Raw genomic sequence first — 24,851 nt, forward strand, 5'->3', positions numbered from 1 at the left:
CAGGGCAGACGTTCCCCCGTCTACCCATGTTTACCCACGCGACCTTTCCCGAATTGACCTGCCGAGTGGGCGCCCTTAAACCGGGATGACCCGGCGCGGGCCCCTTCGCCCCATGCCAACGCGCGAAAGTCTTCCTTCATGACCATGGATCCGTTCGGCCCTGTCACTGACTGGGTCTTCGACCTCGACAACACGCTTTATCCGGCCCAAACGAACCTGTTCGCCCAGATCGACGACCGGATTGTCGATTATGTGATCCGTCTGACCGGCTTGAGCGCCGAAGAGGCCCGTACGATCCAGAAGGACTATTACCAGCGCTACGGAACGACGCTGCGCGGTCTGATGATGGAATATGACATCGAGCCCGACGACTTCCTGGAGTTCGTGCATGACATCGACCACGGCGCGCTGAAGCCGGACCCGCGGCTGGGAAATGCGATCCGTCGATTGCCGGGCCGCAAGTTCATCATGACAAACGGCACGCGCCAACATGCCCTTGCCGTGTCAAACAAGCTGGGCATCACCGATTACTTCACCGACATGTTTGGCATCGAGGATGCCGAGCTTGTGCCCAAACCCTTTGCCGAAACCTACGACATCTTCCTCAAGCGTAATACGATCGACCCGACCCGCGCAGCGATGTTTGAGGATCTGGCACGCAACCTGAAAATCCCGCATGACCTTGGCATGCAGACGGTTCTGGTCGTGCCGTCAGGCACCCGCGAGGTGTTTCGTGAGGCCTGGGAGCTTGAAGGCCGCAACGCACCTTACGTGGGTTTCGTAACCGAAGATCTGGCGGGCTTTCTGGAAGGGCTTCTCGAAAAAGTCGCCTGAGGGCGCGGATAACGTCAGAGGAGAGAACGAAGTTCCTCGGATACGGCAAAGCCAGCCCCCCCCCCTCACCCGGCGCATCCGCGCCGACCTCTCCCTGTGGGAGAGGTGATGAGCCGGGCTCTTTTCCAAGGCGACAATCCGAATTTGCTGCCCTTGCGCCCCCCCCCCGGATCAGGGCCCGCTATGTCGCCACATGCGCGATCAAGCTCCCTCTCCCATGGGGAGAGGGGTGGGGTGAGGGGCTGCGATATCTCCGAGGGCACGGCATGGCCTGCCCCCTCACCCGGCGCGATCCGCGCCGACCTCTCCCCATGGGAGAGGTGATAGGCCGGGCTCTTTTCCAAGGCGACAATCCGAATTTGCCGCCCTTGCGCACCCCCGATCAAGACCTGCGGTATCGCCACATCCGCGATCAAGCCCCCTCTCCCATGGGGAGAGGGTTGGGGTGAGGGGATGCGATCTCTCCGGGGATACGGTATGGTCTGCCCCCTCACCCAGCGCGAGCCGCGCCGACCTCTCCCCGTGGGAGAGGTGATGAGCCGGGGTCCGGAATGTCGCTGGCGTGGCTGAGAGCGGGAAATTCGCCGTCCCGCAAATCGTGCCTATTTCGTTCCGTACATGCGGTCGCCCGCATCGCCGAGGCCGGGCACGATATAGGCGTGCTCGTTGAGCTTCTGATCAATCGCCGCGGTGAAGATCGGCACGTCCGGATGGGCCTCGGAGAACTTCTCGATGCCTTCCGGGGCTGCCAGAAGGCAGACGAACCGCAGGTTCTTGGCACCCCGTTCCTTCAGACGATCCAGGGCGACAATGGCGGAGTTGGCAGTGGCCAGCATCGGGTCCACAACGACGATCAGGCGGTCTTCCAGGTCTTCCGGGGCCTTGAAGTAGTATTCCACCGGAATCAGCGTCTTGGGATCGCGGTAAAGGCCGATATGGGCAACGCGGGCCGACGGCACCAAATCCAGCATGCCTTCCAGAAGGCCGTTTCCGGCCCGAAGGATGGAGCAGAAGACCAGCTTCTTGCCAGCCAGCGTCGGGGAGCTCATCTCGGCAATCGGCGTCTCGATGGTGATGGTGGTCAGCTCCAGATCGCGCATGACCTCGTAGCACATCAAATGCGCGATCTCGCGCAGAAGTTGCCGGAAGCTGGACGTGGAGGTTTCCTTGTCACGCATGATGGTGAGCTTGTGCTGCACCAGCGGATGGTCGATGACTGTCGCCGTTCCCATGCCGGAAACTCCTTCTTGTTCTGCTCTGTTGTTTCTTGATCGCGCGGACGACGCTTGCCGGGGCAAGCAGATCCGCGGGGTCGATCAATCTGGCGAAGGCCCCGGCTCCCGGTCGCTTCACCACGCTTTCTGGCGGCTACTTTAGCCCGTCCGGGGCGCCAAACTGAATCATTGGGACCAATGTGCCGCGTTTTTCCAACGCAATCTTGCCGGCAGCGTGCCGGATAGCACCTTCCAGAAGGCCTGCCAGCGGCATTTCTTCCGCACGCACCTCAAATCGCAGGCGCAACTTTTCCGCGAGCCGGTCGAAGAGCGCGACAGTCACGGCCCGCAATTCAACCGCCTGAGGCGCATCAAGGGCGATCACTCCGCCTTGCGGGGGGCCATCACAAAGCGTCACGACACCTGCATCGAGCAACAGTGCTGCCGCAGGTGCATCACTGTTGATGGTCAGATCCTCAAGGCCCGAAATCTCCACTCCCGCCCAGACAAGCGGCTCCACCAGATCCGGAACCAGGCGTTGCAGGCGCGCATGGAACGGCATGAAGGTCTCCGTCCCCTCCTCAATCCCCTCACCGCGCAGGCTCGGGTGAGTGGCGGTGTCGCCAAGCGGAATACCGCCAAGCGCCGGTCCGCCCACCTGCACGATAGCCAGCCCGTCGCACAGGAGTTCCATCACACGGGAGGCGCCCAGCGCGCCCTCCAGACCTTCCTCGAAAAGCAGGTCGAACACCCCACCGGGGCGCGGATCGTCTTTTTGGGCGAAGACATCGTCCCTCAGCCCCACAGCTTCGCCCAGACGCCGAAGAACACGGGCAAGAGGCGCGCAGTCCATCGCCGGATTGTCAGGGTCGATCTGGAGACCCGCCGCGATCTCGTCTTCCGAGACACGCACGAGCTGGCCTGCGTCGGCGCGCAGGGGATCGAGTGGCTGACCAGAGAAAAGACCGCTTGCGATCATGGACAGGCTGGCAATAGCGAGCCCGTCCGCGCCAGGATAACGTTCCCCCGTCAGAGCGTCGGCAAAGCCCCAGCCGTCCGGCGCAGCGGGTCCGATGAACCCGGCGACAAGCGCCATGTCGAAGGCGGCGCGGCCCATCTCGCGCACATCCGGCCATTGCCGTGAGGCGGCAAGACCGGCAAACCGGTCATGACCGCCCGCCTCAAATCGCCGCCAGACGGAATGGAACGGAAGCGCCAGATCCGGCCATTCGGCCCTGATCCGCGCAGCCAGACTGTCAGAAAGGGGATCGAGCGCACCAATATCGACGGCGACATGAGAAAGCTCGCCTTCAAGCGCCTTGTCCAACAACAGGTTTGCACGGGCGCGCACCGCATGCGGGGTCATCAGAATGCGCGCCTTGTGGGCGAGCGCGTCGTCATAGTCGATGGGGAGGTCGGCTTCGCTGCCTTGCCCCAGAAGCGGCTCGGATGGAGAATCGGTTTTGTCGGTCATGGGCACCTTTCAATGGCGGCTGCCTACTGAGTGTCGCCCGCACCCGTCAAGACGGATGGGTTTCGTCGAGACGCGCAAGAAGACGCACCCGGGTCTCCTCGTCGCAAAATGCTGCGCGCAATGCGGTGCGTGTGAGATCCGTCACGGCGGCCGCGTCCCAATGTTGGGCGAGCGCCGTTTCGTCGTAGTCACGCCCCAGAGTCGTGGCGAAGAATGGCGGATCGTCTGAATTGATCGTGACCGGGATACCCGCCTGACGCAAGCGCCCGACCGGATGGGTGGCCCGGTCCGGATAGAGCCCAAGCGCAATGTTGGAGCCGGGGCAAACCTCCAACACAACCTTTTCTTCCGCCATGCGCCGCATCAGATCCGCATCCTCCACCGCTCTGACCCCATGGCCGATACGGGTAACGCGGAGATGATCGAGCACGTCGCGAACGCTTTCCGGCCCGCCAAATTCACCGGCATGGGCCGTGAGCCCGTAGCCCGCCTCACGCGCCATCGCGAAGGCATGGGCAAAATCGGTCGCCATGCCTTGCCGCTCATCGCCAGTAAGACCGAAACCTGTGACGAGCGGATGGGGATGGGCAATCATGGCTTTGGCTGCGCGCGTGACCGCCTCGCGCCCCAGATGGCGCACTCCGACGACGATCATCCGGCCCTCCACGCCGGTCTCATCTCGCGCCTGCTCCATGCCTGCGGCAATGCCTTCAACATAGGTCGCAAAGGACAATCCGGCGGAGGCCGCATGATCGGGCGAAATGAAAACCTCGCCATAGATCATGCCCTCGCGCGCCGCCCCCGCGTAGTGAGCGTGGGCGAGCGCGGCATAGTCTTCCGGTTCGCGAAAGACGGCGGCAGCGCGGTCATAGGCACTCAGAAAGGAGGTGAAGTCGCTCCACGCATAGCTTCCATTGGCGGCAAAAAGGCCTTCGACATCGATGCCGCGACGCAAGGCGAGACTTCGCACCAATTGCGGCGGAGCGGCCCCTTCGATATGGCAATGCAGCTCGGCTGTCAGACGCATGCAAACCCGCGCATCGGCATGTTGGACGGCCTGCGCAGCCAGTTGTCGGCAGACCAGATCGCGGCCCCATCCACCACATGAAGCGCATAGGCGTGGCGCGAACGGGCGGAGCGGTTGGGCGCGGATTTGTGCGGCACACTCCCATGCAGCACCACCAGAGTCCCCTTGGGGGCATTCAGGGCGGCGTGCTCGAAATCCGGCTCGAACGGGGTCTCGTCCAGCGTTTCCATAACCAGATCGCCGCCGGAATAATGGAAGCGTTTGCGCAAGGGCCCCTTGTGGCCGCCGGGCACACCGTAAAGCCCGCCATTGGTGTCGTCGGCATCCTCCAAAGCGAACCAGAAGCCGAGACAGCTCAGAGGCGTGGTATGGAGGAAGCTTGAATCCTGATGGCAGCTCACCTCGCCGCCGATATGCGGTGGCTTGAAAATATACATGGACTGGGCCAGCAACGGCTCTTCATGGCCAAGATCGCGCGCCATGCGGCCAAGCCGGATATCGTAGGAAAAGGCGGAAAAGACCGGGTCGCGATCATGCAGGGCATGGCCAACCTTGTTCAGGGAATGCAGGGTGCCCTTGACGAGATGGCCGTCGGAATCGAAGGCCTCTTCCTCGAAAAAGAAGCGGATCTTGTCGCCGGATGAGCGGAAATACTCCTCTTGCGCATGGGACTGGGCTTTCGTGGAAAAGACCGTGGCAACGCTTTCGGGGTCGAACTCTGCAATGAGTGACGCCATTCGTTCGCGCAGCGCATCGCATGTGGCCGGAGCGACAAACCCTTCCAGAAGCAGGAAGCCGTCCTCGTTGAACGCACTCAGCATTTCATATGTCAGACTGCCGTCGGCCGTCGCCGTAAATCTGCGTGCTTGACGAGTCATGCGCCCATTCCCCCGCTCTTTGTTCCGTTAACGTCTCCGTTTCCGGCCTCCCCAGCTCCTTTTTCAGCATTTCCAGCTCAAAGAAAGCTCTTTCCATATTGCCCCGGATCAAGGCCGAGATGTGCGGCAATCGTTGCCCCGATATCGGCATAGCTTGTCCGTCCGCCGATTGCCCTTGCCGCAAGGCCTGGCCCGAAGCCTATGACTGGCACATGCTCGCGCGTATGGTCCGTGCCGCGCCATGTCGGATCGCAACCATGGTCCGCAGTCAGGATGGCCAGATCGCCGGGCCTGAGGCGAGCTTCGATTTCCGGAAGGCGCCGGTCGAAGGCCTCAAGGGCGGCCGCGTAGCCCGGAACGTCGCGCCGGTGTCCGTAGAGCATGTCGAAATCGACGAAATTCGTGAAGACGATATCACCGTCCCCCGCATCGTCCATGGCTTTCAGGTTCGCCTCGAACAGGGCTTCGTTGCCGCTTGCCTTGATGGCGCGCGTGATGCCCTGATGGGCGAAGATGTCCGAGATCTTGCCGACAGCAATCACCTCGCGGCCCGCTGCCTTGGCGCGGTCCAGAAGCGTGGGAGCAGGCGGCAGAACCGAGTAGTCGCGCCGGTTGCCGGTCCGCGCGAAATCGGTCGCTGTCTCGCCAACAAACGGACGCGCGATGACACGCCCGATATTGTACTCATCAACCAGATCACGCGCGATCTGGCAGATCTCGTAAAGCCGCTCCAGGCCGAAATGCTCTTCATGGGCGGCGATCTGGAAGACGCTGTCGCCGGAGGTGTAACAGATCGGTTTGCCGGAGCGCACATGCTCCTCACCGAGTTCGGCGATAATCTCGGTGCCCGAAGCGTGCTTGTTGCCGAGGATGCCGGGCAGGCCCGCACGTTTCACGAAAGCGGAGATCAGTTCATCGGGAAAGGTCGGGACGATTTCAGGGAAATAGCCCCAGTCGAACAGCACCGGCACGCCCGCGATTTCCCAGTGACCGGATGGCGTGTCCTTGCCATTGGAGACTTCCGCCGCATAGCCCCACAGACCCTCTGGTTCCCCCGCGTGATCGAGACCGGGTGGGCGAATGCCGTTTGAGGCGGCAGCGGCGGCACCGAGGCCGAGCCGGTCCATGTTGGGAAGAGACAAGGGCCCGGAGCGCAGCCCCTCGCGATCGCCGTCTCCGCGTGCGCAGGCCTCCGCAATGTGGCCGAGCGTGTCGGAACCCAGATCGCCGAATTTCTCCGCATCATCGGCGCCGCCGATGCCGAAGGAATCCAGCACCATCAAGATGGCACGGGCCATGGCTTCACCTCTTCCTCTCCACCGGCGTAAAGACCGGTCTGATCGCCCATGTCGGGCGTTATGTCCTTGCAGTTCTTGATGCGCTCCGGTCAGGGCGCGATGCGCTCCGCGATCACATCGTGGTCGGCCATCTCGCCGCCAATGCGGTAGGCGGCACGAATGGCATGTGCCGCCCTGTCTGCAGCGTCTTCATCGGCAGCGTGCACGACGGCCAACGGTTCGTCGTCGGGACCGACCGCCATGCCGACACCCGCAAGCTGGGTGAAGCCGACGCGCGGGTCGATGTCGTCTTCGGCTCGTCTGCGCCCGCCGCCAAGCTCGATAACAGCCACACCGACGGCGCGGGTATCGATGCGCGTGACAAGGCCCTCGCGCTCCGCCAGAATCTGTCGCGTGACGGGGGCCTTGGGCAGATAGGCTTCCGCCTTCTCCAGAAGATCGCGCGGGCCACCCAGCTCTGTAACCATCTTGCCGAAAATTTCCGCCGCGCGCCCGCTTTCGAAGGCTTCACGCATGCGGGTTTCGCCCTCATGCGCATCCTCTGCCAGCCCTCCGGTCGCCAGAACCTCCCCGCCAAGCGCAACGGTCGCATCAAAAAGGCGATTGTCGATGTGACGGCCTGTCAGGAAATCGATCGCGTTCAGGACCTCAACCGCGTTACCCGCCGCACTTGCCAACGGCTCGTTCATGTCGGTGAGAAGAGCGGTCGTCTTCAACCCCGCCCCATTTGCCACATCGACAAGGCTTTGCGCCAGCGCACGGGCCTCCTCCAGTGAGGCCATGAAAGCGCCCGTGCCCCATTTCACATCCAGCACCAGCCCTTGCAGTCCTGCGGCAAGCTTCTTGGACAGGATGGAAGCGGTGATCAGATCGATGCTCTCCACCGTGCCGGTGACATCGCGGATGGCGTAGAGGCGCTTGTCGGCAGGTGCAAGATCCGCCGTCTGGCCGATGATGGCGCAGCCCACATCCGCCACGACCTTGCGAAACAGCTTGTTGTCGGGCTGCGTGGTATAGCCGGGGATGGTATCGAGCTTGTCGAGCGTTCCGCCGGTGTGGCCAAGGCCACGCCCCGAAATCATCGGCACAGCCGCACCGCAAGCGGCAAGCGCAGGCGCCAGCATCAGCGAGACATTATCCCCCACGCCGCCGGTGGAATGCTTGTCGAGGACGGGACGGTCAATTTCCGACCAGTCGAGAACCGTGCCGGAATCACGCATGGCGAGGGTCAGCGCCACACGTTCGTCCACGTTGAGCCCACGAAAGAAGATCGCCATGGCGAGCGCGGAGGCCTGTTCGTCGGCGACAGTCCCATCGGTGAGGCCCGCGATGAAGCCCGCGATCTCTTCTGCCGACAGCGTCTTGCCGTCGCGTTTGCGGCGGATGATTTCCTGCGCCAGCATCAATAGCCCTCTCCCGTTACCGCCAGACCGCCCTCGATGGTCGCCAGCAGCGCATCGAGCAGGCTGGAGGCGCCGAAGCGGAAGGTTTGCAGACTGACCCAACCAGGGCCCATGATCTCGTCAGCAAGGGCGAGATAGGTCGCGGCATCCTCCAGCGTGCGGATGCCGCCAGCGGGCTTGAAGCCGACCGGTGCACCCGAGGCGCGGATCGCCTCCAGCATGATGCGGGCGGCTTCCGGCGTTGCATTGACATCGACCTTGCCGGTCGATGTCTTGATGAAATCGGCACCCGCCGCGATCGCCATGTCGGAGGCTTCGCGGATGAGGGCGGCATCGCCGATGCGGCCCGTCTCCAGAATGACCTTCAGCTTGACTGGATGCGTCGCCGCGGTGCGAACGCGAATGACCGTGGATTCCGCCGTAACCCGATCGCCGCTCATCCATGCTTCGTAGGGCATGACGAGATCGATCTCGTCCGCGCCATGGGAAATCGACTGCTGGGTTTCCTCGATAATGGCCGCGATATCCTGATCGCCGCCGGGAAAGTTCACCACCGTGGCTATGCGCACGTCGGAGCCAGCAAGGAACACGGAGGCATCGCCCACGAAACGCGACCAGATGCACACCGCCGCCACGTGGCCATGGGCGGTCTGCGTGCGCGCGCACAGCGCCTTCACCGCGTCGCGGGAGCTATCGTCGTTCAGGTCGGTCAGATCGAGCAGGGGAAGGGCACGCAGCGCAACCGCGCGCGCATCGAAGTCAAGCATCCGCCACATCCTTGTCGAGGGAAGCCAGGAGGCCGGTGACGAGCGCTGTCAAACGCCCCACGCCTTTCAGGCCCATTTCTTTTGTTTCCACATGCGAGAGTTCCGCCTGCATGCCCGCGGCAAGGTTGGTGATGGTGGAAATGGCCGCGATCCGCAAGCCGAGAAAACGACCGATGATCACCTCAGGTACGGTGGACATGCCCACCGCATCCACCCCCAGTACGCGCGCCATGCGGATCTCCGCGGGCGTCTCGAAGGACGGGCCGGAGAACCAGGCATAGACACCTTCGCCCAGCGGGATCTCGTTATCCGCTGCAATCTTGCGAAGGCTCGCACATAAAGCCTTGTCGTAAGCCGCGCTCATGTCGACGAAGCGGGCCTCGCTTTCCTCTCCGATCAGCGGATTGAGACCGGAGAAATTGATATGATCGGTGATCAGCATCGGAAACCCGGGCGGGACTTCCGGCCTCAGCGACCCGGCGGCGTTGGTCAGTAGCAGGATCTCGCAACCAAGGGCCTTCATCGTCTCAAGGGGCGTGCGCATACGGGTCGGATCGCCGCTTTCATAGTAATGCGCGCGGCCCGCCAGCACGATCACCTCCTGCCCTGCCAGCCGCCCGGCCACCAGTTCCCCCTTGTGGGAGGAGACGGTTGAGACCGGGAAATCCGGGAATTCGGTGTAGGGAATGCGCGCGGCATCCTCGACCGCGTCCGCAAGCGTGCCAAGACCGGAGCCCAGCACCAGCCCGACGCGATACTTGCCTGGACGGGCCGCCTGAACGATGCCTGCGCATTGTTTGCCGGAACCGGTCATGTTCATGCCTCCCCGGCCGCAGCGTTGCCGTCCGGATCAAGATCGAACCCGGCGGGCAGCAATTCGCCCAGCGTGAAGCTGCGACGAAGCCCCTCCGGCCCGGCGATATGAACCGGCGTCTCGGGCCCCGCAAATTCCGCCAACCGCTGACGACAGCCGCCGCAGGGCGTGCACAGCCGCTCGCCACCGGCAAGCACCACCACTTCCACCACCTCGCGTCCGCCGGAAGCGACCATCGCGCCGAGCGCCGTCGTCTCCGCGCACCAGCCTTCCGGATAGGCGGCGTTCTCCACGTTGCAGCCCGCATGGATCGCACCGTCGCGCGTCAGAACCGCCGCGCCCACATGGAAACTCGAATAGGGGGCATGGGCGTTTTCGCGCGCCGCGGATGCCGCTTTGAAAAGCTTGTCGAAGGCGCTCATGTGCGCTCCTTCACATAGGCCACGCCCCCCGCCTTGGGTGGCACGGCCTTGCCAATGAAACCCGCCAGCAGAATGACGGTGAGGATATAGGGCAGCGCCTGGAAGAATTGCACCGGGATCACCGCGGCGCCGGGTACTGACTGGCCCTGCATGCGGATCGCAACCGCATCGAGCAGGCCGAACAGCAGGCAGGCGAACATGACCGGCACCGGCTTCCACTTGGCGAAGATGAGGGCGGCAAGCGCGATATACCCGCGCCCTGCGGTCATGTCACGATTGAAGCCCGCCGACTGCGCGATGGAAAGATAGGTGCCCGCCAGCCCGCACAGGATGCCGGTGCAGATGACCGCCCGGTAGCGCAGCCAGGAGACCGAAATGCCCGCCGTATCCACCGCTGCCGGATTTTCCCCCACCGCGCGAAGGCGCAGCCCGAAGCGTGTGCGGTAGAACACCCACCAACTGAACGGCACAGCCAGAAAGGCGATATAGACGAGGATGTTGTGCCCGGAAATCAGCTCCGCATAGACATGCCCAACAAGGGGCACATCTTTCAGCGCGTCCGCGCCGGGCAGCGTGATCTCGACAAAGCGGCCATCGCGGGAAAGCTGCGGCGTACGTCCGCCCTGGGAAAACCAGGCCTGCCCCAGAAGTGCCGTCAGACCGGCTGCGAAGAAGTTGATCGCAACGCCGGAGACGATCTGATTGCCGCGATGGGTGATCGAGGCGAAGCCATGGACCAGCGCCAGCGCGATGGAGACCGCAATGCCCGCCCCAAGACCGATGAGCGCAGAGCCGGTAACGCCGGCCGCAGCTCCGGCCGCGAAGGCCGCCGCCAGCATCTTGCCCTCAAGACCGATATCGAAGATGCCGGAGCGTTCCGAGAAGAGGCCCGCAAGCGCTGCCAGCAGAAGCGGAGTGGAAAGCCGCACCGCCGCATCCAGTGTGGAGAGGCTGAAAAGGACGTTCAGGACCACATAAAGATAATCGAACATCGCTACCTCCTCACGAGCCTTGCACGACGGGCGCGGGTGCCGAGGCAACGAGCCGTTCAAGGCTCGGACGGAAGACATGCTCCAGCGCGCCCGCGAACAGGATCACCAGCCCCTGAATAACGACAATCATGTCGCGCGAGATTGCCGGGATCTCGAAGGCCAGTTCCGCCCCGCCCTGATAGAGCATGCCGAAAAGGATGGAGGCGAGCAGGATGCCGATGGGGTGGGCGCGCCCCATGAGGGCGACGGCGATGCCGACAAAGCCGTAGCCTGAGGTGAACTCCAGGAGCAGGCGGGTTTGCGAGCCCATCACTTCGTTCACCGCCATGAGACCGGCAAGGGCGCCGGAAATGAGCATGGTGACGATGGTGATGCGAACGGGCGAGATCCCCGCATAGACGGCGGCCGTCGGATTTGCGCCGAAGGTGCGGATTTCATAGCCGAGACGCGTCCGCCAGATCAGCAGCCAGACGAGTACGCTGACGACCAGCGCCAGCACGAAAGCAAGGTTCAGCGGGGCCTGTCCGAGATCGAGATTGGGCAGAAGCTCGCGGATGAGCGGCAGGCGACCGCCGGGCTCGAAAATGCGGGTTTCCGGCTGCATGGAGCCAACTTTGCCCATAATGTTGACGAGCAGATAGACCATCAGCGACGAGGCAATGAAGTTGAACATGATCGTGGTGATCACGATGTGACTGCCGCGCTTTGCCTGAAGGTAGGCCGGGATGAACGCCCATCCCGCCCCAAAAGCAGCCCCGCCCGCGACTGCGACCGGAAAGGTCACCCACCAGGGGACGAAGCGGTCGAGCGCAAGGCAGGCCAGCGCCACGCCGAGCCCGCCCACATAAGCCTGCCCCTCACCGCCGATATTGAAGAGCGAGGCGTGGAAGGCAACCGCCACCGCAAGACCCGTGAAGACGAAATTGGTGGCATAGAAGAGCGTGAAGCCGACGCCCTCGCCGAACCCAAGCGAGCCCCAGACCAGGATTTTCACCGCATCCAGCGGGTTTTCGCCGATGAGCAGCACCACGAGGCCCGCCACCAGAAAGGCGGCGGTGAGATTGATGAGAGGCAAGAGGCCGAAATCGACCCAGGCGGGGAGCTTTCCGCGGCTCATTCGGCAGCCTCCTGCGTAACGCCCGCCATGAGCAGGCCAAATTCCTGTTCACTTGCCTCCGGCGACCGTTCGCCCACGAGCTTTCCGTCGAACATCACCAGCACCCTGTCGGCCAGCATGCGGATCTCATCGAGCTCGACCGATACGAGAAGGACGCCCTTGCCCGCATCGCGCAATTCGATCAGCCGCTTGTGAATGAACTCGATGGCCCCGATATCGACGCCGCGCGTGGGCTGGCCAACGAGCAGAACAACTGGATCGCGCTCGATCTCGCGCGCCAATACAATCTTCTGCTGATTGCCACCGGAAAACATCGAGGTCTTCAGAAGACATGAGGGCGGGCGGATGTCATAGGCTTCGATCTTGGCCATCGCATCGGCGCGCATGGCCGCGATGTCGAGCATCATGCCGGCGGCGTATTTCGGATCACGGTGATAGCCGAGAACGGCGTTTTCATATTCGGCGAAGGCGTTGACGAGGCCCATGCGGTGACGATCCTCCGGCACGTGGGCGACGCCGCGATCGCGGATCTCCGCCGGGTCGACCTTTCCATCGGCCATCACGTCCTCGCCATCGACGAGGACCGTGCCCTTTTCCCATTTGCGGATACCGGCAAGCGCCTCCAGCAATTGCGACTGGCCGTTGCCGGACACGCCCGCAATGCCGACGATTTCGCCCGCATGAACGGTGAAGCTCGCATCATCGACGCGCACCACGCCGCGCGCATCGCGCACCGTGAGGCCGCAGACCTCCAGCACCGCACGGCCTGGATTGGCCGGACCCTTGTTCACATCGAGCAGGACCGAGCGACCGACCATCAGTTCGGCAAGCTGCTCAACAGAGGTCTGGGACGTGGAGCGCGTGGCGACAATCTCACCGCGGCGCATCACCGAGACCTTGTCGGTTACAGCCATGATCTCGCGCAGCTTGTGGGTGATGAGAAGGACCGTCTTTCCCTCATCGCGCAGGGTTCGCAGGATGCGGAAAAGGTGATCGGCTTCGGCCGGCGTCAGCACACCGGTAGGCTCGTCGAGGATCAGGATATCCGCACCGCGGTAAAGGGCTTTGAGAATTTCCACGCGCTGCTGGAGACCGACCGGCAACTCGCCCACTTCCGCGTCGAGATCGACGGTCAGGCCATATTCATCGGCAAGGCGTTTCAGTTCCTTGCGCGCCCTGGCGATGCCGACATTCAGCATCAGCCCGCCTTCCGCGCCCAGCATGACGTTTTCCAGGACGGTGAAATTGTCGACCAGCATGAAGTGCTGGTGAACCATGCCGATGCCGCTGGCGATCGCGGTCTTGGAGTCGGGGATCTTCACCGGCTTGCCCGAGATCCGGATCTCGCCCGCATCGGCGCTGTAGAAGCCGTAGATGATCGACATCAGCGTGGATTTGCCCGCCCCGTTCTCGCCGACGATGCCGTGGATGGAGCCTTTGCCAACCGTGAGATTGATGTCCTTATTGGCCCGCACGGGGCCGAAGCTCTTGTCGATGCCGATCAGTTCCAGCGCCGGTTCACAAGCGGGCGCGGCAGGTCCTGTCTCGATATGGGCTTTGTCCATAGGGCTCACTCCAGCGGGCATGGGCCGTCGGAAACGACGTCATGCACCTTGATCCGGCCTGCCGAGATGTCAGCGACCGCGGCTTCCGCCGCCGCTTTCATTTCCGACGTGATCAGAGACGCGTTGTTCTTGTCCAGAACCCAGTCCATGCCACCATCGGCAACGCCCAAAACGCGGACGCCGGGGCGGAAGCGTCCTTCGCGAACAGCCAGGAAACTCTCAAAGACGGCATTGTCCACACGCTTGCGGATGGAGGTCAGCACATGGCCGGGATAAAGGGCGTTCTGGTTTGAATCCGTACCGATGCCGAGAATGCCCGCATCGGATGCAGCCTGAAGCACGCCGATGCCGGTGCCGCCCGCAGCCTGGATGATGACATCCGCGCCCTGATCGATCTGGGCGCGGGCCAGTTCGTTGCCGCGCGCGGGATCGACAAAGGCGGCGGGCGTATCGCCGGCCATGTTGAAGACGACCTTCACATCGCCGCTGACCGAAGCTGCCCCCGCACGGTAACCGCACAGGAAACGGCGAATGATCGGGATATCCATCCCGCCGACAAAGCCGATCGTGCCGGACTTTGTCGCCATGGCCGCGAGCACGCCCGCGATATAGGCGCCTTCCTGTTCCCTGAAGACATAAGATGCGACATTGGGGGCATCGATCACCATGTCGATGATGGCGAACTTGTTGGCGGGATATTCCTCGGCCGCCTTGTGGATCGCACCTGCCTGATTGAACCCGATGGCGACGATTGGCGCAAATCCGCGGCCTGCGAAGTTGCGCATGGCCTGAAGGCTCTGCGCGTCGCGCGCGATCTCGAATTCGCGCACGTCGGAGCCGGTCTCGTTTTTGAAGCGGGTGACGCCTGCGAAGGCGGACTCGTTGAAGGAGCCGTCGAACTTGCCGCCGACAGAATAAACGATGGCGGGAACCGGAGCTGGGTCGGGGGGCGGAATGGCGGGCGGTGGAGACACCTCGCTTGCGGCGAAGCCTGCAACAGGCACAAGAAATGCCAGCCCGGCAACCAGGGCGCGCACGCGCGCCCTTCCGGACAAGCCCCTTGCGGCTGTCTTTTTCGGCCTGAAGCCTGCCCTGTTCTTCATGAGGCCGTCCCCCCACATCGCCTGGCTCAACTCGTCATGTCTTAGGCTGACGCGCGACACGCAGCTTCACAATGACGATTTGCCGGAAAGGATGAAGATGGACGCGCGGCTTTTCTCCCCGCCGCGCGTCCCGCATCCATCGATCACATCGGGCAGGTGTTGTCCGACATGTAGTCGTGAACCTCGATCTTGCCGGAGATGATGTCCTGCTTGGCCTTTTCGACGGCCGCCTTCATCTCCTCGGTGATGAGATCCTTGTTGTTGTCGTCATAGGCCCAGTCGACGCCGCCCTCGGCGAGACCCAGCGCCTGAACGCCCGATGTCCAGTTGCCCTTCGCGGAATCCTCGAACGCCTTGTAAACGGCAACGTCCACGCTCTTCACCATCGAGGTGAGGACGCTGCCCGGATGCAGGGCGTTCTGGTTTGAGTCCACGCCGATGCCGAGCTTGCCCGCATCGGCTGCCGCCTGAAGCACGCCGATGCCGGTGCCGCCCGCCGCGTGATAGACCACGTCCACACCCTGATCGAACTGCGCCTTGGCGAGCTCGCCGCCCTTGACCGGATCGTTCCATGCGGCACCCGTCGTGCCGGTCATGTTCTGGATGACCTCGATATTGTCACCGACCGACTTCGCGCCCTGCAGGTAGCCGCAGGCGAATTTACGGATGAGCGGGATATCCATACCGCCGACGAAGCCGACCTTGCCGGTCTTGGAGGCCATGGCCGCAAGAACGCCGACGAGGTACGAGCCCTCGTGCTCCTTGAAGAGGATGGAGCGGACGTTGGGCAGGTCCACGACCGAATCCACGATGGCGAACTCGGTATCGGGGAACTCCGTGGCGACCTTTTTGATGGCCTGCTCATAGGAAAAGCCGATGCCGACGATCGGGGTCATGCCGCGACGGGCAAAATTGCGAAGCCCCTGCTCGCGCTGACTGTCGTTCTGGATCTCAAAGTCGCGGTAGGCAACGCCGGTATCGGCCTTGTACTTCTCCGCACCCGTATAGGCAGACTCGTTGAACGACTTGTCGAACTTGCCGCCCAAGTCGTAGACGACGGCGGGCGTCTTGTCCGCAGCCGTTGCCGAAAGCGTCGCCGCCCCCGAGACCATGGCCGCAACCGCGACCGCACCCATCAGTTTCGCAATCGTCTTCACCTGCACACCTCCATTATATCGGGCATCATCTGCGTCTGCCCGGCATCGTGTCCGCCGCGCGCCTCGCGCGGGCGTCAACCCTCTTTCAGCTCTCTTCTGGGCCACACGTTGCGCGCAGGCCCCAAGGTTCTTCGCTCTTTATCCCAACCGCTCTTACGTACCTGATTACCGCAGATTGCGGAGCGCGGCGGTTCCACGCAATTCGTTTGCAGCCCGAGGATGTCGCCGCAATCACGCGGGCTGGGCCACGCGCTCTTCCATTGCCGCGCACAGGCTTTGCGCAAGGCCTTCGTCAACGACCAGATCCGTTATCACCCCGGTACGCAGCGACGACAGAACGGCGGAGGTCTTGGACAGCCCCCCCGCCAAAGCAAGAACCCGCGAACCGCGCACGTCCTCGTAACCGAGGCCAACCGCCTTCTCGCTCAGGCTTGCCGGCACTGCGGCTCCGCCCCTGTCCAGAAAACGTCCCATCAGATCCCCGACGGCGCCGCTTTCACAAAGCGAGCGCTGCTCGTCGCGTGAGATCAATTCCATCCGGTACAGGTGCCCCTCGTCGCCCAGCGATCCGATGCCGATCACGAAGGTGTCGCAACGGCGCGCGCGCTGGAGTAGCTCCTGAACGCTGGGCTGCCCGAGAAACATGTCCTTTTCCGCAACCGAGGCCGCCAGATAGGGCACGGGAAGATAGAATCCCTCGCCACTGGTGCGCTCGCTCAGGAGCTGCACCACGTCATAGGGATTGGCCGACAGGCGACGGGTGAGCGAGCCGGATATGGAGACGATGGAAAGATCCGGACGGGCAATGCGCGGCATGGCGGAGATGGCGGCCTTCAACGTACGCCCCATGCCGACGCCGACCTGCGCGATATCGGAAGAGGCCAACACCTGCGCCAGAAGATGGCCCGCCGCACTTCCGACTGCGCGGATGGAAGCCTCCTCATCCCCCGCCTGGGCCCCGAGGTCGGGAGCGACGATGCAATTGTTCAAGCCGAAGCTGCGTGTGAGCCGGTCTTCGTATTCGAGACACTCGACAGGCCGCCCCTCGATATGGAAACGGACATGACCAGCGCGCTGGGCATGGGCGATCAGGCGATGGACTTTTGCCGGCGACACATCAAGACGCGCCGCGATCTCGCCTTGCGTGCAGCCGCCGACATAGGACAGCCACGCGGCGCGGATCGCCAGATAGGTGGTCCAGTCTTCACGCCCGGTCATGTCACCTGCGCTCTGCCATCGGTGTTCCTCCACCCTGCCGGGCAAGCCACAAGCTCGCCCCCATCTCCCCGAGCCCCCAAAATCGGCACGTGAATAAAATTTCAGTGACCGAGATATCTTTCATCGCACCACAGACTCTGCGTCAACGTCAAGCCTTGTGCGATGTTGAAGCCCAATCGGGGACGTAATTTTCCACACTGTGCCGCCTCCGCATTCAGTTGCACAGGTCGCAGGCACAACCTGGCGGCAGGCAGATGCCTTTTTGAAAGAACATGCGAAGGATCCCGGCGAAGTTCGAATGCCAACACAGGGCACCCGGTCAAGACAGCCGATGAGCGGTGTTGGCATCAGACGTGCGACTCACTCTTCTCTGCCTCAAACACGCAAAACCGGGGCACGACATCATCGAGAACACGCAAACTCAGCGCATCCGGATACCTTTTTTTTGCAATGCAGCATAAGTGGCGCGTTTCTTGCTGATGTAAACCCTGCGTCACCAAACGCTCAAATCTGGATGCAAGAAGAGCTGATCAAATTGACGATGCTTTTTATTCGTAGCGTTAATCCACGGAGAGCAACCACACTTATTATATATTAACTTAATTTTAACCTCGTTAGATCCAGAATAACGAATTAGCTAACTACTGTTCTTAGTCATTTTTTCAAAATTTATTTGTATATCTTACGGGATTTACCGTATGCACCCCTTCGGCTCCGGCCTACGGAGCGCATTGTCAGTCGGGCACAGACTGAACTTGCTGCAATGCAGCAACATCGTGCCAGCTTGTTCAAGTGAGTTTGCGCGGCGGGAGGTGCGCCCGCACCAAGTGAGGTCAGTGACATCAGGAACGCCGAACCGGCGATAAAAACTGGGAGGACGCCAAGACCCGTTCGTTGAAAAAGGAACCGTCGATGCGTCTGAAAAAGCAAGAAAGAAAGCTGACAGCCGTGGCGATCAACCTGCTCATGATCGCTCTTCTGTCTTCAGCGGGCCTTCCCGATACGGCACTGGCTGCCGATCGCGTTGCCTACGATCCGGCCGCAGAGGTCGATGTGGAACTTGTTCTGGCTGTCGACATCTCCCAGTCGATGGACGAACAGGAACAGAAGGTTCAACGTCGCGGCTATGTCGCTGCGATCACCTCAAGCGAAGTCATAGACGCCATCAAGATGGGGCCGACAGGCCGTATCGCCGTTACCTATGTGGAATGGGGCGGCATGGGCGAACAGCATGTGGTCGTCGACTGGCAGATGATCGATGGCCCCGAGACCGCAGCCCTTTTCGCCTCCAAGATCGCCGAATCCCCATTGCGCCAAGTCCAGAGGACGTCAATCGCCTCCGCACTCGCCTTCTCGGTCACTCATATCGAGAACGGTCCCTTCACCGGGCTTCGCCGCGTTATCGACATGTCTGGCGACGGACCCAACAATCAGGGTGGCCAGGTGACGGCAGCCCGCGATCAGGTTATCGCGCAGGGCATCACCATCAACGGGCTTCCCCTCATGCTGAAGGGCTCCGGCAATGGCTGGTATCACATGCCCAATCTTGATCACTACTACGAGGATTGCGTGATCGGCGGGCCGGGCTCTTTCATGGTCCCGGTCTATTCGACGGAAGAATTCGGCATGGCGATCAAGACCAAGCTGGTCATGGAAATTGCCGATCTGGGCCCGCGCAACTCCGGCGATGCCTCCCGTGTGCTTCCCGCCGCAGGTCGCAAGCCCATTTCCTGCAACATCTTCAACTAGTCGCCTCCTCAACCATTGATGGCCTGTCGGGATCCCCCGGCAGGCCGACCAGACATCCGCTAAAATTGCGCGATCATCTGTTCGTGAACAGCCCGCCCCGCCGGCTCGATACGCTATGCAGCGGCGGCCGCCTCTGCCAGACTTCCCCTACGACACATAGCAAAGCCGTTCGCGCGCGATCACGGCGAGCCAGACAATGGGCGGCCGGTATCGGGTCAAAGACGCATTGATAAGGACGCCGTCAGCCGCAAGGGCCGGATTGCGCACCGCGATGGCGAGAGCGGCAAACAGGCCCTGACGGGTTCAAGACACTGCCCGCCGCGACTTGCATAACTCAAACCGGGAGAGAGGTCCGTGCGCGTGCCCCAGATCCTTGCCCTCGCCGCCAGGCCTGCCCGATGGCGCTCCCATGTCCTCAGAGCCGCGCTGAGGGTGGTGCTCTCGGGGATTGTTGTCGCCGGCCTGTTGCGTACACAGGGCGAGGCCCGAACGCTGACACCGGGTGAAGAGATCGATCTGGCGCTCGTTCTGGCTGTCGATATTTCCTATTCCATGGACAGGGAAGAACAGAGGCTACAGAGGCTTGGCTACATTTCCGCCATCACCTCGCCGCAGGTCCTGAAGGCCATCCAAAGCGGTCTGACCGGCAAGATTGCGGTTTCCTACATGGAATGGGCAGGCGCGACCTCGCAGTTCACGCTGGTCGACTGGCACATGATATCGGATCTTCAAAGCGCACAGGATTTCGCCTCAGCGCTTGCCGAAGCGCCGATCCAGCGCGCCTATCGCACGTCCATCAGCGGCGGCCTTCTGTTTGCCGCAAGGTTGATGAAGCAACTCAAGGCTGAACCGCTGCGCCGGGTAATCGACGTTTCCGGCGACGGGCCAAACAATCAGGGCATAGCGGTTCTTGAAGCGCGGAAGCAGGTTCTGGCGCAAAACATCACCGTCAACGGCCTGCCACTCCTGCTCGCAAGGGCGGAAAAAGGCTGGTACGACATCGACAACCTCGACGCCTATTACGCGCGCTGTGTCATCGGCGGGCCCGGGGCCTTCGCAATTCCCGTGCACGACATCAAGGATTTTGCCGAAGCCGTCCGCATGAAGCTCATTCTCGAGATTGCCGGGGCGTCACAACCATCACTTGTACGGCCCGCAGGTTACGAGCCACAAGATGAAGAGTTCTGCCTCATCGGAGAGCGCATATGGCGGGATCGCATTCGCCAGTATGACGATGACTGGCGCCAGAACAGACTTCAAATCCCTGACTGGAAAGGCTAAACCGGCGTTACGATCAAGGCTCGGCAATAAGGATGTGCCCCATGGATAAACGCCCCGCCTTCGCCCTCGTCGCCCACGACGCCAAGAAGGACAGCCTCGTCTCCTTCGTCCGGCAACACGAGAAGAAACTCCTCCCCTTCCGGCTCATTGCAACCGGGACGACAGGAGCCCGGCTCAAGGCCGCCTGCCCCGACCTCGACATTCATCCCGTCAAGAGCGGCCCACTTGGCGGAGATCAGCAGATCGGCGCCATGATCGCCGAAGGCCGCCTGTCCGCGCTGATCTTCTTCGCCGACCCGCTCACGCCCATGCCGCACGATGTGGACGTCAAGGCGTTGACCCGGCTCGCCATTGTCTATGACATACCCATGGCCCTGAATCAGGCAACCGCCGAAGCTATCATCAGCACGATTGCAAAAACCGAGAACCTTGAGAGCACCGCTTCGAAATGATCTCCAATTCGCGCGACGTTCCCTCCTTTTCCTATCCGCTTCTCGTGGCCGATATCGGCGGGACGAACTCCCGTTTCACGGTCGTCAGCGACGCCCATGCGAACCTGTCGAAGGTGGTCACCCTCAACACGCATGACCACCCGGAAGGGCTGGCAAAGGTCATCTCCGATCACGTGCTGTCACAAACATCGCTGATGCCGCGCACGGCTGTCATCGCGATCGCGGGGGCCATTCACGGCGAACGCACCAAGCTCACCAACGCGCCCTGGACCATTGATCCGAAGGAGCTGATCCAGGAGCTCGGGCTTGAACGGGTAGTGCTGCTCAACGACTTCGAGGCGCAGGCGCTGGCGCTTCTGACCTTCGAGGCGGAAGATCTGACGCAAATCAACGGTGGCGAACCGCTGCCCTATGCGCCCAAGGTGGTGGTCGGGCCTGGCACCGGTCTCGGTGCGGGCGTGTTGATCCATGCCGCCGACCGCTGGGTTCCGATCCCCGGAGAGGGCGGACATATCGAACTGGGTCCGGTGACCGACGAGGAATACCGCATCTGGCCCTATCTGGAACGACGCGGCGGGCGACTGGGCGCCGAGCAGGTGATTTGCGGCGGCGGACTTATCCGCCTTTCCCGCGCGATCGCAGCCGCGGACGGGGGCGTGTCGCCCTTCACCGATCCGGCCGAGCTTGCCGATGCGGGACACGCAGGCGATCCGTTGGCGCTGAAGACGCTCGACATCTTCTGTGCAGCCCTTGGCCGGGTGGCAGGCGACATGGCGCTGTTGCTGATGGCGCGCGGTGGCGTCTATCTCGCGGGTGGCATTCCGCCCAAGATCGAACCATTCCTGCTCAAGGGTGCCTTCCGCAAGGCGTTCGAAGCCAAGGCCCCGCATGACGCGATCATGAAGACGATCCCGACCTACATCGTGAAGCACCCGCAGCCCGCGCTGGAAGGCTTGGCCGCCTTCGCCCGCACACCTTCGCGCTTCGCGATCAACCTGATCGGGCGAATGTGGCAGGTGCCTTCGGCCAAACCGCCGGTTTCCTGAAAAGCTGCGGTCAGATGAATGAGGTCCTTCCGGTCGACGAGGTTCTCCCAGACCTTCTGAGGGCGCTCGACAGTGCGCCGAACGCCGTCCTCGTGGCGGCGCCCGGCGCAGGAAAGACCACGCGCGTGCCGCTGGCATTGCTCCACGCCGGGTGGCGCGGCGATGGTCGCATTCTGATGCTCGAACCGCGCCGCCTGGCAGCGCGCGCCGCCGCAAGACGCATGGCCGCAACCCTCAATGAGAAGGCGGGCGAGACCGTTGGATACCGGATGCGCATGGAGACGAAGGTCTCCGCGCGCACGCGCATCGAGGTCGTGACCGAAGGCGTCTTTGCCCGGATGATCCTCAACGAGCCGGACCTGCCGGGCGTCTCCGCTGTTCTATTCGACGAATTCCACGAACGCAGCCTCGACGGCGATCTGGGGCTGGCGCTGGCGCTCGACGTGCAATCGGTGTTGCGCGAGGATCTGCGCCTTGTGGTCATGTCGGCGACACTCGATGCGGCCAAGGTCGCCTCGCTGCTGGGGGATGCCCCCGTCATTGAGAGCAAGGGGCGGATGTTTCCGGTGGAAACCCGCTATCTCGGGCGCGACACCAGCCAGCGGATCGAGGTGGATACGGTGAAGGCCGTTCGCAAGGCGCTTCACGAAGAAACGGGCTCCATCCTCGTTTTCCTGCCTGGTCAGGGCGAAATCAGGCGGGTGGCCGCGGCGCTTTCGGAAAACACGCCCACAGGTGTGGTGATCGCGCCGCTTTATGGCGCGCTGACCGGCAAGGAACAGGACGCCGCGATCCGACCTGCAGAAGCGGGAACACGCAAGGTGGTGCTCGCCACCTCGATCGCGCAGACGTCGCTGACGATTGAGGGTGTGCGGATCGTCATCGATACCGGACTTGCGCGTGTGCCGCGCTATGAGCCGTCGACCGGGCTGACACGCCTTGAAACGGTGAAGGTCTCGCGTGCTTCCGCCGATCAGCGCCGGGGACGTGCGGGCCGCACCGAGCCGGGCGTGTGCTACAGGCTCTGGGACGAGGCGCAGACTGTATCGTTGGCCGAGCATGACCGGCCGGAAATTCTGGAAGCCGATCTTGCGCAGCTGGTTCTGGATATTGCCCAATGGGGCGCGCGTGAGCCGGACGCGCTCTCCTTTCCCGACGAACCGCCCGCGGGCGCATGGGCAGAGGCCAAGGCACTCTTGCGCGATCTCGATGCGCTGGATGACGAAGGCCGGGTCACGAAGGATGGCGAGGCGCTTGCAAGCTTGCCGCTCCATCCCCGCCTTGCCCACATGGTACTCAGCGCATCCGAACGCTCCGCCGGACGGCTTGCGGCGGAAATTGCGGTGATCCTATCCGAACGCGGGCTGGGTGGGACGACCCCGGACCTGCGCGAGCGTCTCCGCCGCCTTCGTCGCGACGGTGGTCAACGGGCCAGGGATGGCCGCGCCCTTGCAGCCCAATGGCTGAAACGGATCGATGCGAAACCGGGCGAGGCCGATGAAGAAGAAGCAGGCCGGGTGCTGGCCCTCGCTTTTCCTGACCGGATCGCGCAGGCGCGGGGTCCCCGCGGCTCGTTCCGGCTCGCAAGTGGACGTGGCGCGATGCTGGAGGAAACCGACGCGATGGCGGGCGAGCCGTTTCTCGCGGTCGCCGAGGTGCAAGGCAGCGCGCAGCGGGCCCGTATTCTGCTGGCCGCTCCGATTTCACGCGAAGAAATCGAGGAAGATTTCGCGGTCCACATCGTGAGCGAAGATCAGGTGAGCCTGCAATCGGGATCGCAAACGGTGCGGGCAAATCGCGTGCGGCGACTGGGCAGGGTGGTTCTGGCCGAGACGCGGATCGACAATCCGGACCCGGAGCTTGTCGCCCGCGCGCTCATTGATGCCGTTCGCACCAGGGGCGTTTCGCGACTGTCATGGTCGAAGGACCAGAACCGCCTGCGCGCGCGGATCGGCTATCTTCACGAAAACCTCGGCGCGCCCTGGCAAGACGTGAGCGATAAGCATCTGCAGGATACGCTTGATGACTGGCTCGCGCCCTATCTTGCAGGTGCGCGTTCGCTGAGCGATATCGATGCGGGACTTCTCGGCCAGGCGCTTGGCGGGCTCGTGCCATGGGGGCAGACTGCCGAGATTGACCGCCTCGCGCCCAGCCATTTCGAGGCTCCGACAGGATCACGCGTGCCCATCGATTACGGAGCCGATCCGGGCCCGCGGATATCGATCCGCGTGCAGGAGCTTTTCGGGCTCTCGCGCCACCCCTGCGTTGCGGATGGCCGTATTCCACTGATCGTGGAACTTCTCTCCCCGGCTCACAGACCCATCCAGCTGACCCGCGATCTTCCCGGTTTCTGGGCGGGATCATGGGCGGACGTGAAGGCGGAAATGAAGGGGCGCTACCCGAAGCACCCCTGGCCCGACGATCCGGCAAGCGCAGAGGCGACACGGCGGGCAAAACCGCGTAACGATTAGGTGCTCGGGCAAGAAAAACGGGAGAACCGGCAGATGCGTGGAAACTGGACGAAAAGGCTGCTGTGGCTGGTGATCCTGGCAACAGGGCTCGGCGCCGCGGGTCTTATCGCCGTCGATGTCATGTTGACCACCCCGCCGATTACCCGCACCACGCTTGAGACCATGCCCATGGGCAAGCCACAGATGCTGACCACGTTGATGCCGGATGAGCCGGACACGATTTGCCTTGTGCCGCCGCACGAAAAACGTGTTCCGCAAGATGCCCGCGATGCGGCCGCCATCAACGGGTATCTGATCAGCCGCACCTATGGGGGCGATGCGACCCACTGGGCGCTTGTCGTCATGATCGGCAACCGGTTCGCGCTGACGCGGTTCGAGCGAAGCGAAAAGCTTGATATTGCCTGGGGTGACGACGTCTCAGGGCTGAACCTGCCGGAAGGCTTCGCGCCTAAGATTTGTGCCGAAGGACATGCGGCGGCCTTGCTCAAGACGGGTGAGGCGGGCAAGGCGCGGGTTGTGTTCGGGGCCGTGCAGTAGGCGCGCGTTTGGAGCGGGCTACAGAGTTTGCA

22 protein-coding genes are annotated in these 24,851 nt (G+C 62.8%); 7 read left to right on the top strand and 15 right to left on the bottom strand.

Annotated features, from left to right (window positions below):
- The first annotated feature begins 138 nt into the window (after nt 1-138).
- Complete coding sequence (locus ABGM93_RS11435; protein ID WP_321499537.1) at nt 139-834, top strand: pyrimidine 5'-nucleotidase; 696 nt, start codon at nt 139-141, stop codon at nt 832-834.
- Between the two features lie 602 nt (nt 835-1,436).
- Here ABGM93_RS11435 and upp read toward each other — a convergent pair.
- The 15 genes from upp to ABGM93_RS11510 all read right to left on the bottom strand — a co-directional run bounded on the left by upp (nt 1,437) and on the right by ABGM93_RS11510 (nt 17,283).
- Entirely contained in the window at nt 1,437-2,066 is a 630-nt protein-coding gene (gene upp / locus ABGM93_RS11440; protein ID WP_319772687.1) for a uracil phosphoribosyltransferase, read from the bottom strand.
- A gap of 136 nt (nt 2,067-2,202) precedes the next feature.
- The gene (locus ABGM93_RS11445; protein ID WP_321499540.1) at nt 2,203-3,522 is read right to left on the bottom strand and encodes a DUF1688 family protein; all 1,320 of its coding nucleotides are present in this window, start codon (nt 3,520-3,522) and stop codon (nt 2,203-2,205) included.
- Between the two features lie 46 nt (nt 3,523-3,568).
- Nucleotides 3,569-4,549 carry an adenosine deaminase gene (locus ABGM93_RS11450; RefSeq protein ID WP_321499542.1) on the bottom strand — a complete coding sequence of 327 codons (981 nt, stop codon included), beginning with the start codon at nt 4,547-4,549 and terminating at the stop codon, nt 3,569-3,571.
- Complete coding sequence (locus ABGM93_RS11455; RefSeq protein ID WP_321499544.1) at nt 4,540-5,427, bottom strand: phytanoyl-CoA dioxygenase family protein; 888 nt, start codon at nt 5,425-5,427, stop codon at nt 4,540-4,542. Before ABGM93_RS11455 ends, ABGM93_RS11450 begins: the two co-directional genes overlap by 10 nt.
- A gap of 77 nt (nt 5,428-5,504) precedes the next feature.
- Nucleotides 5,505-6,725: a phosphopentomutase gene (locus ABGM93_RS11460; RefSeq protein ID WP_321499547.1), complete on the bottom strand. Its 1,221-nt coding sequence runs from the start codon at nt 6,723-6,725 to the stop codon at nt 5,505-5,507.
- A gap of 89 nt (nt 6,726-6,814) precedes the next feature.
- The gene (gene deoA, locus ABGM93_RS11465) at nt 6,815-8,128 is read right to left on the bottom strand and encodes a thymidine phosphorylase (protein ID WP_321499549.1); all 1,314 of its coding nucleotides are present in this window, start codon (nt 8,126-8,128) and stop codon (nt 6,815-6,817) included.
- A complete protein-coding gene (gene deoC, locus ABGM93_RS11470; RefSeq protein WP_321499551.1) occupies nt 8,128-8,895 on the bottom strand; it encodes a deoxyribose-phosphate aldolase in 768 nt (255 codons plus the stop codon). The genes deoA and deoC overlap by 1 nt, the downstream gene beginning before the upstream one ends.
- A complete protein-coding gene (locus ABGM93_RS11475) occupies nt 8,888-9,709 on the bottom strand; it encodes a purine-nucleoside phosphorylase (protein WP_321499553.1) in 822 nt (273 codons plus the stop codon). The genes deoC and ABGM93_RS11475 overlap by 8 nt, the downstream gene beginning before the upstream one ends.
- A gap of 2 nt (nt 9,710-9,711) precedes the next feature.
- Nucleotides 9,712-10,131 carry a cytidine deaminase gene (gene cdd / locus ABGM93_RS11480; RefSeq protein WP_321499555.1) on the bottom strand — a complete coding sequence of 140 codons (420 nt, stop codon included), beginning with the start codon at nt 10,129-10,131 and terminating at the stop codon, nt 9,712-9,714.
- Nucleotides 10,128-11,123: an ABC transporter permease gene (locus tag ABGM93_RS11485; protein WP_321499557.1), complete on the bottom strand. Its 996-nt coding sequence runs from the start codon at nt 11,121-11,123 to the stop codon at nt 10,128-10,130. Before ABGM93_RS11485 ends, cdd begins: the two co-directional genes overlap by 4 nt.
- Nucleotides 11,124-11,133: 10 nt before the next feature.
- Nucleotides 11,134-12,240 (bottom strand): ABC transporter permease, encoded by a 1,107-nt coding sequence (locus ABGM93_RS11490; protein WP_321499559.1) that lies wholly within the window; start codon nt 12,238-12,240, stop codon nt 11,134-11,136.
- Entirely contained in the window at nt 12,237-13,805 is a 1,569-nt protein-coding gene (locus ABGM93_RS11495) for an ABC transporter ATP-binding protein (RefSeq protein ID WP_321499561.1), read from the bottom strand. Before ABGM93_RS11495 ends, ABGM93_RS11490 begins: the two co-directional genes overlap by 4 nt.
- Nucleotides 13,806-13,810: 5 nt before the next feature.
- Nucleotides 13,811-14,842: a BMP family ABC transporter substrate-binding protein gene (locus ABGM93_RS11500; RefSeq protein ID WP_321499563.1), complete on the bottom strand. Its 1,032-nt coding sequence runs from the start codon at nt 14,840-14,842 to the stop codon at nt 13,811-13,813.
- Between the two features lie 209 nt (nt 14,843-15,051).
- Nucleotides 15,052-16,020, bottom strand: coding sequence for a BMP family ABC transporter substrate-binding protein (locus tag ABGM93_RS11505; RefSeq protein WP_321505848.1), 969 nt, complete (start codon nt 16,018-16,020; stop codon nt 15,052-15,054).
- Between the two features lie 276 nt (nt 16,021-16,296).
- A complete protein-coding gene (locus tag ABGM93_RS11510) occupies nt 16,297-17,283 on the bottom strand; it encodes a sugar-binding transcriptional regulator (RefSeq protein WP_321499565.1) in 987 nt (328 codons plus the stop codon).
- A gap of 912 nt (nt 17,284-18,195) precedes the next feature.
- On the opposite strand from ABGM93_RS11510, the gene ABGM93_RS11515 reads away from it, so the two are divergent.
- From ABGM93_RS11515 to ABGM93_RS11540, 6 genes are all read left to right on the top strand, one after another.
- Nucleotides 18,196-19,032, top strand: coding sequence for a DUF1194 domain-containing protein (locus ABGM93_RS11515; RefSeq protein WP_321499567.1), 837 nt, complete (start codon nt 18,196-18,198; stop codon nt 19,030-19,032).
- A gap of 354 nt (nt 19,033-19,386) precedes the next feature.
- A complete protein-coding gene (locus ABGM93_RS11520) occupies nt 19,387-20,313 on the top strand; it encodes a DUF1194 domain-containing protein (protein WP_321499569.1) in 927 nt (308 codons plus the stop codon).
- Nucleotides 20,314-20,354: 41 nt separating this feature from the next.
- Complete coding sequence (locus ABGM93_RS11525; protein WP_321335306.1) at nt 20,355-20,765, top strand: methylglyoxal synthase; 411 nt, start codon at nt 20,355-20,357, stop codon at nt 20,763-20,765.
- A complete protein-coding gene (glk, locus tag ABGM93_RS11530) occupies nt 20,762-21,811 on the top strand; it encodes a glucokinase (RefSeq protein ID WP_321335305.1) in 1,050 nt (349 codons plus the stop codon). Before ABGM93_RS11525 ends, glk begins: the two co-directional genes overlap by 4 nt.
- A gap of 14 nt (nt 21,812-21,825) precedes the next feature.
- Complete coding sequence (gene hrpB / locus ABGM93_RS11535) at nt 21,826-24,282, top strand: ATP-dependent helicase HrpB (protein ID WP_321499573.1); 2,457 nt, start codon at nt 21,826-21,828, stop codon at nt 24,280-24,282.
- Between the two features lie 33 nt (nt 24,283-24,315).
- Nucleotides 24,316-24,819 carry a hypothetical protein gene (locus tag ABGM93_RS11540; protein ID WP_321499575.1) on the top strand — a complete coding sequence of 168 codons (504 nt, stop codon included), beginning with the start codon at nt 24,316-24,318 and terminating at the stop codon, nt 24,817-24,819.
- Nucleotides 24,820-24,851: the final 32 nt, after the last annotated feature.

The sequence above is a fragment of the Breoghania sp. genome (assembly GCF_963674635.1).
Classification (GTDB): Bacteria; Pseudomonadota; Alphaproteobacteria; order Rhizobiales; family Stappiaceae; genus Breoghania.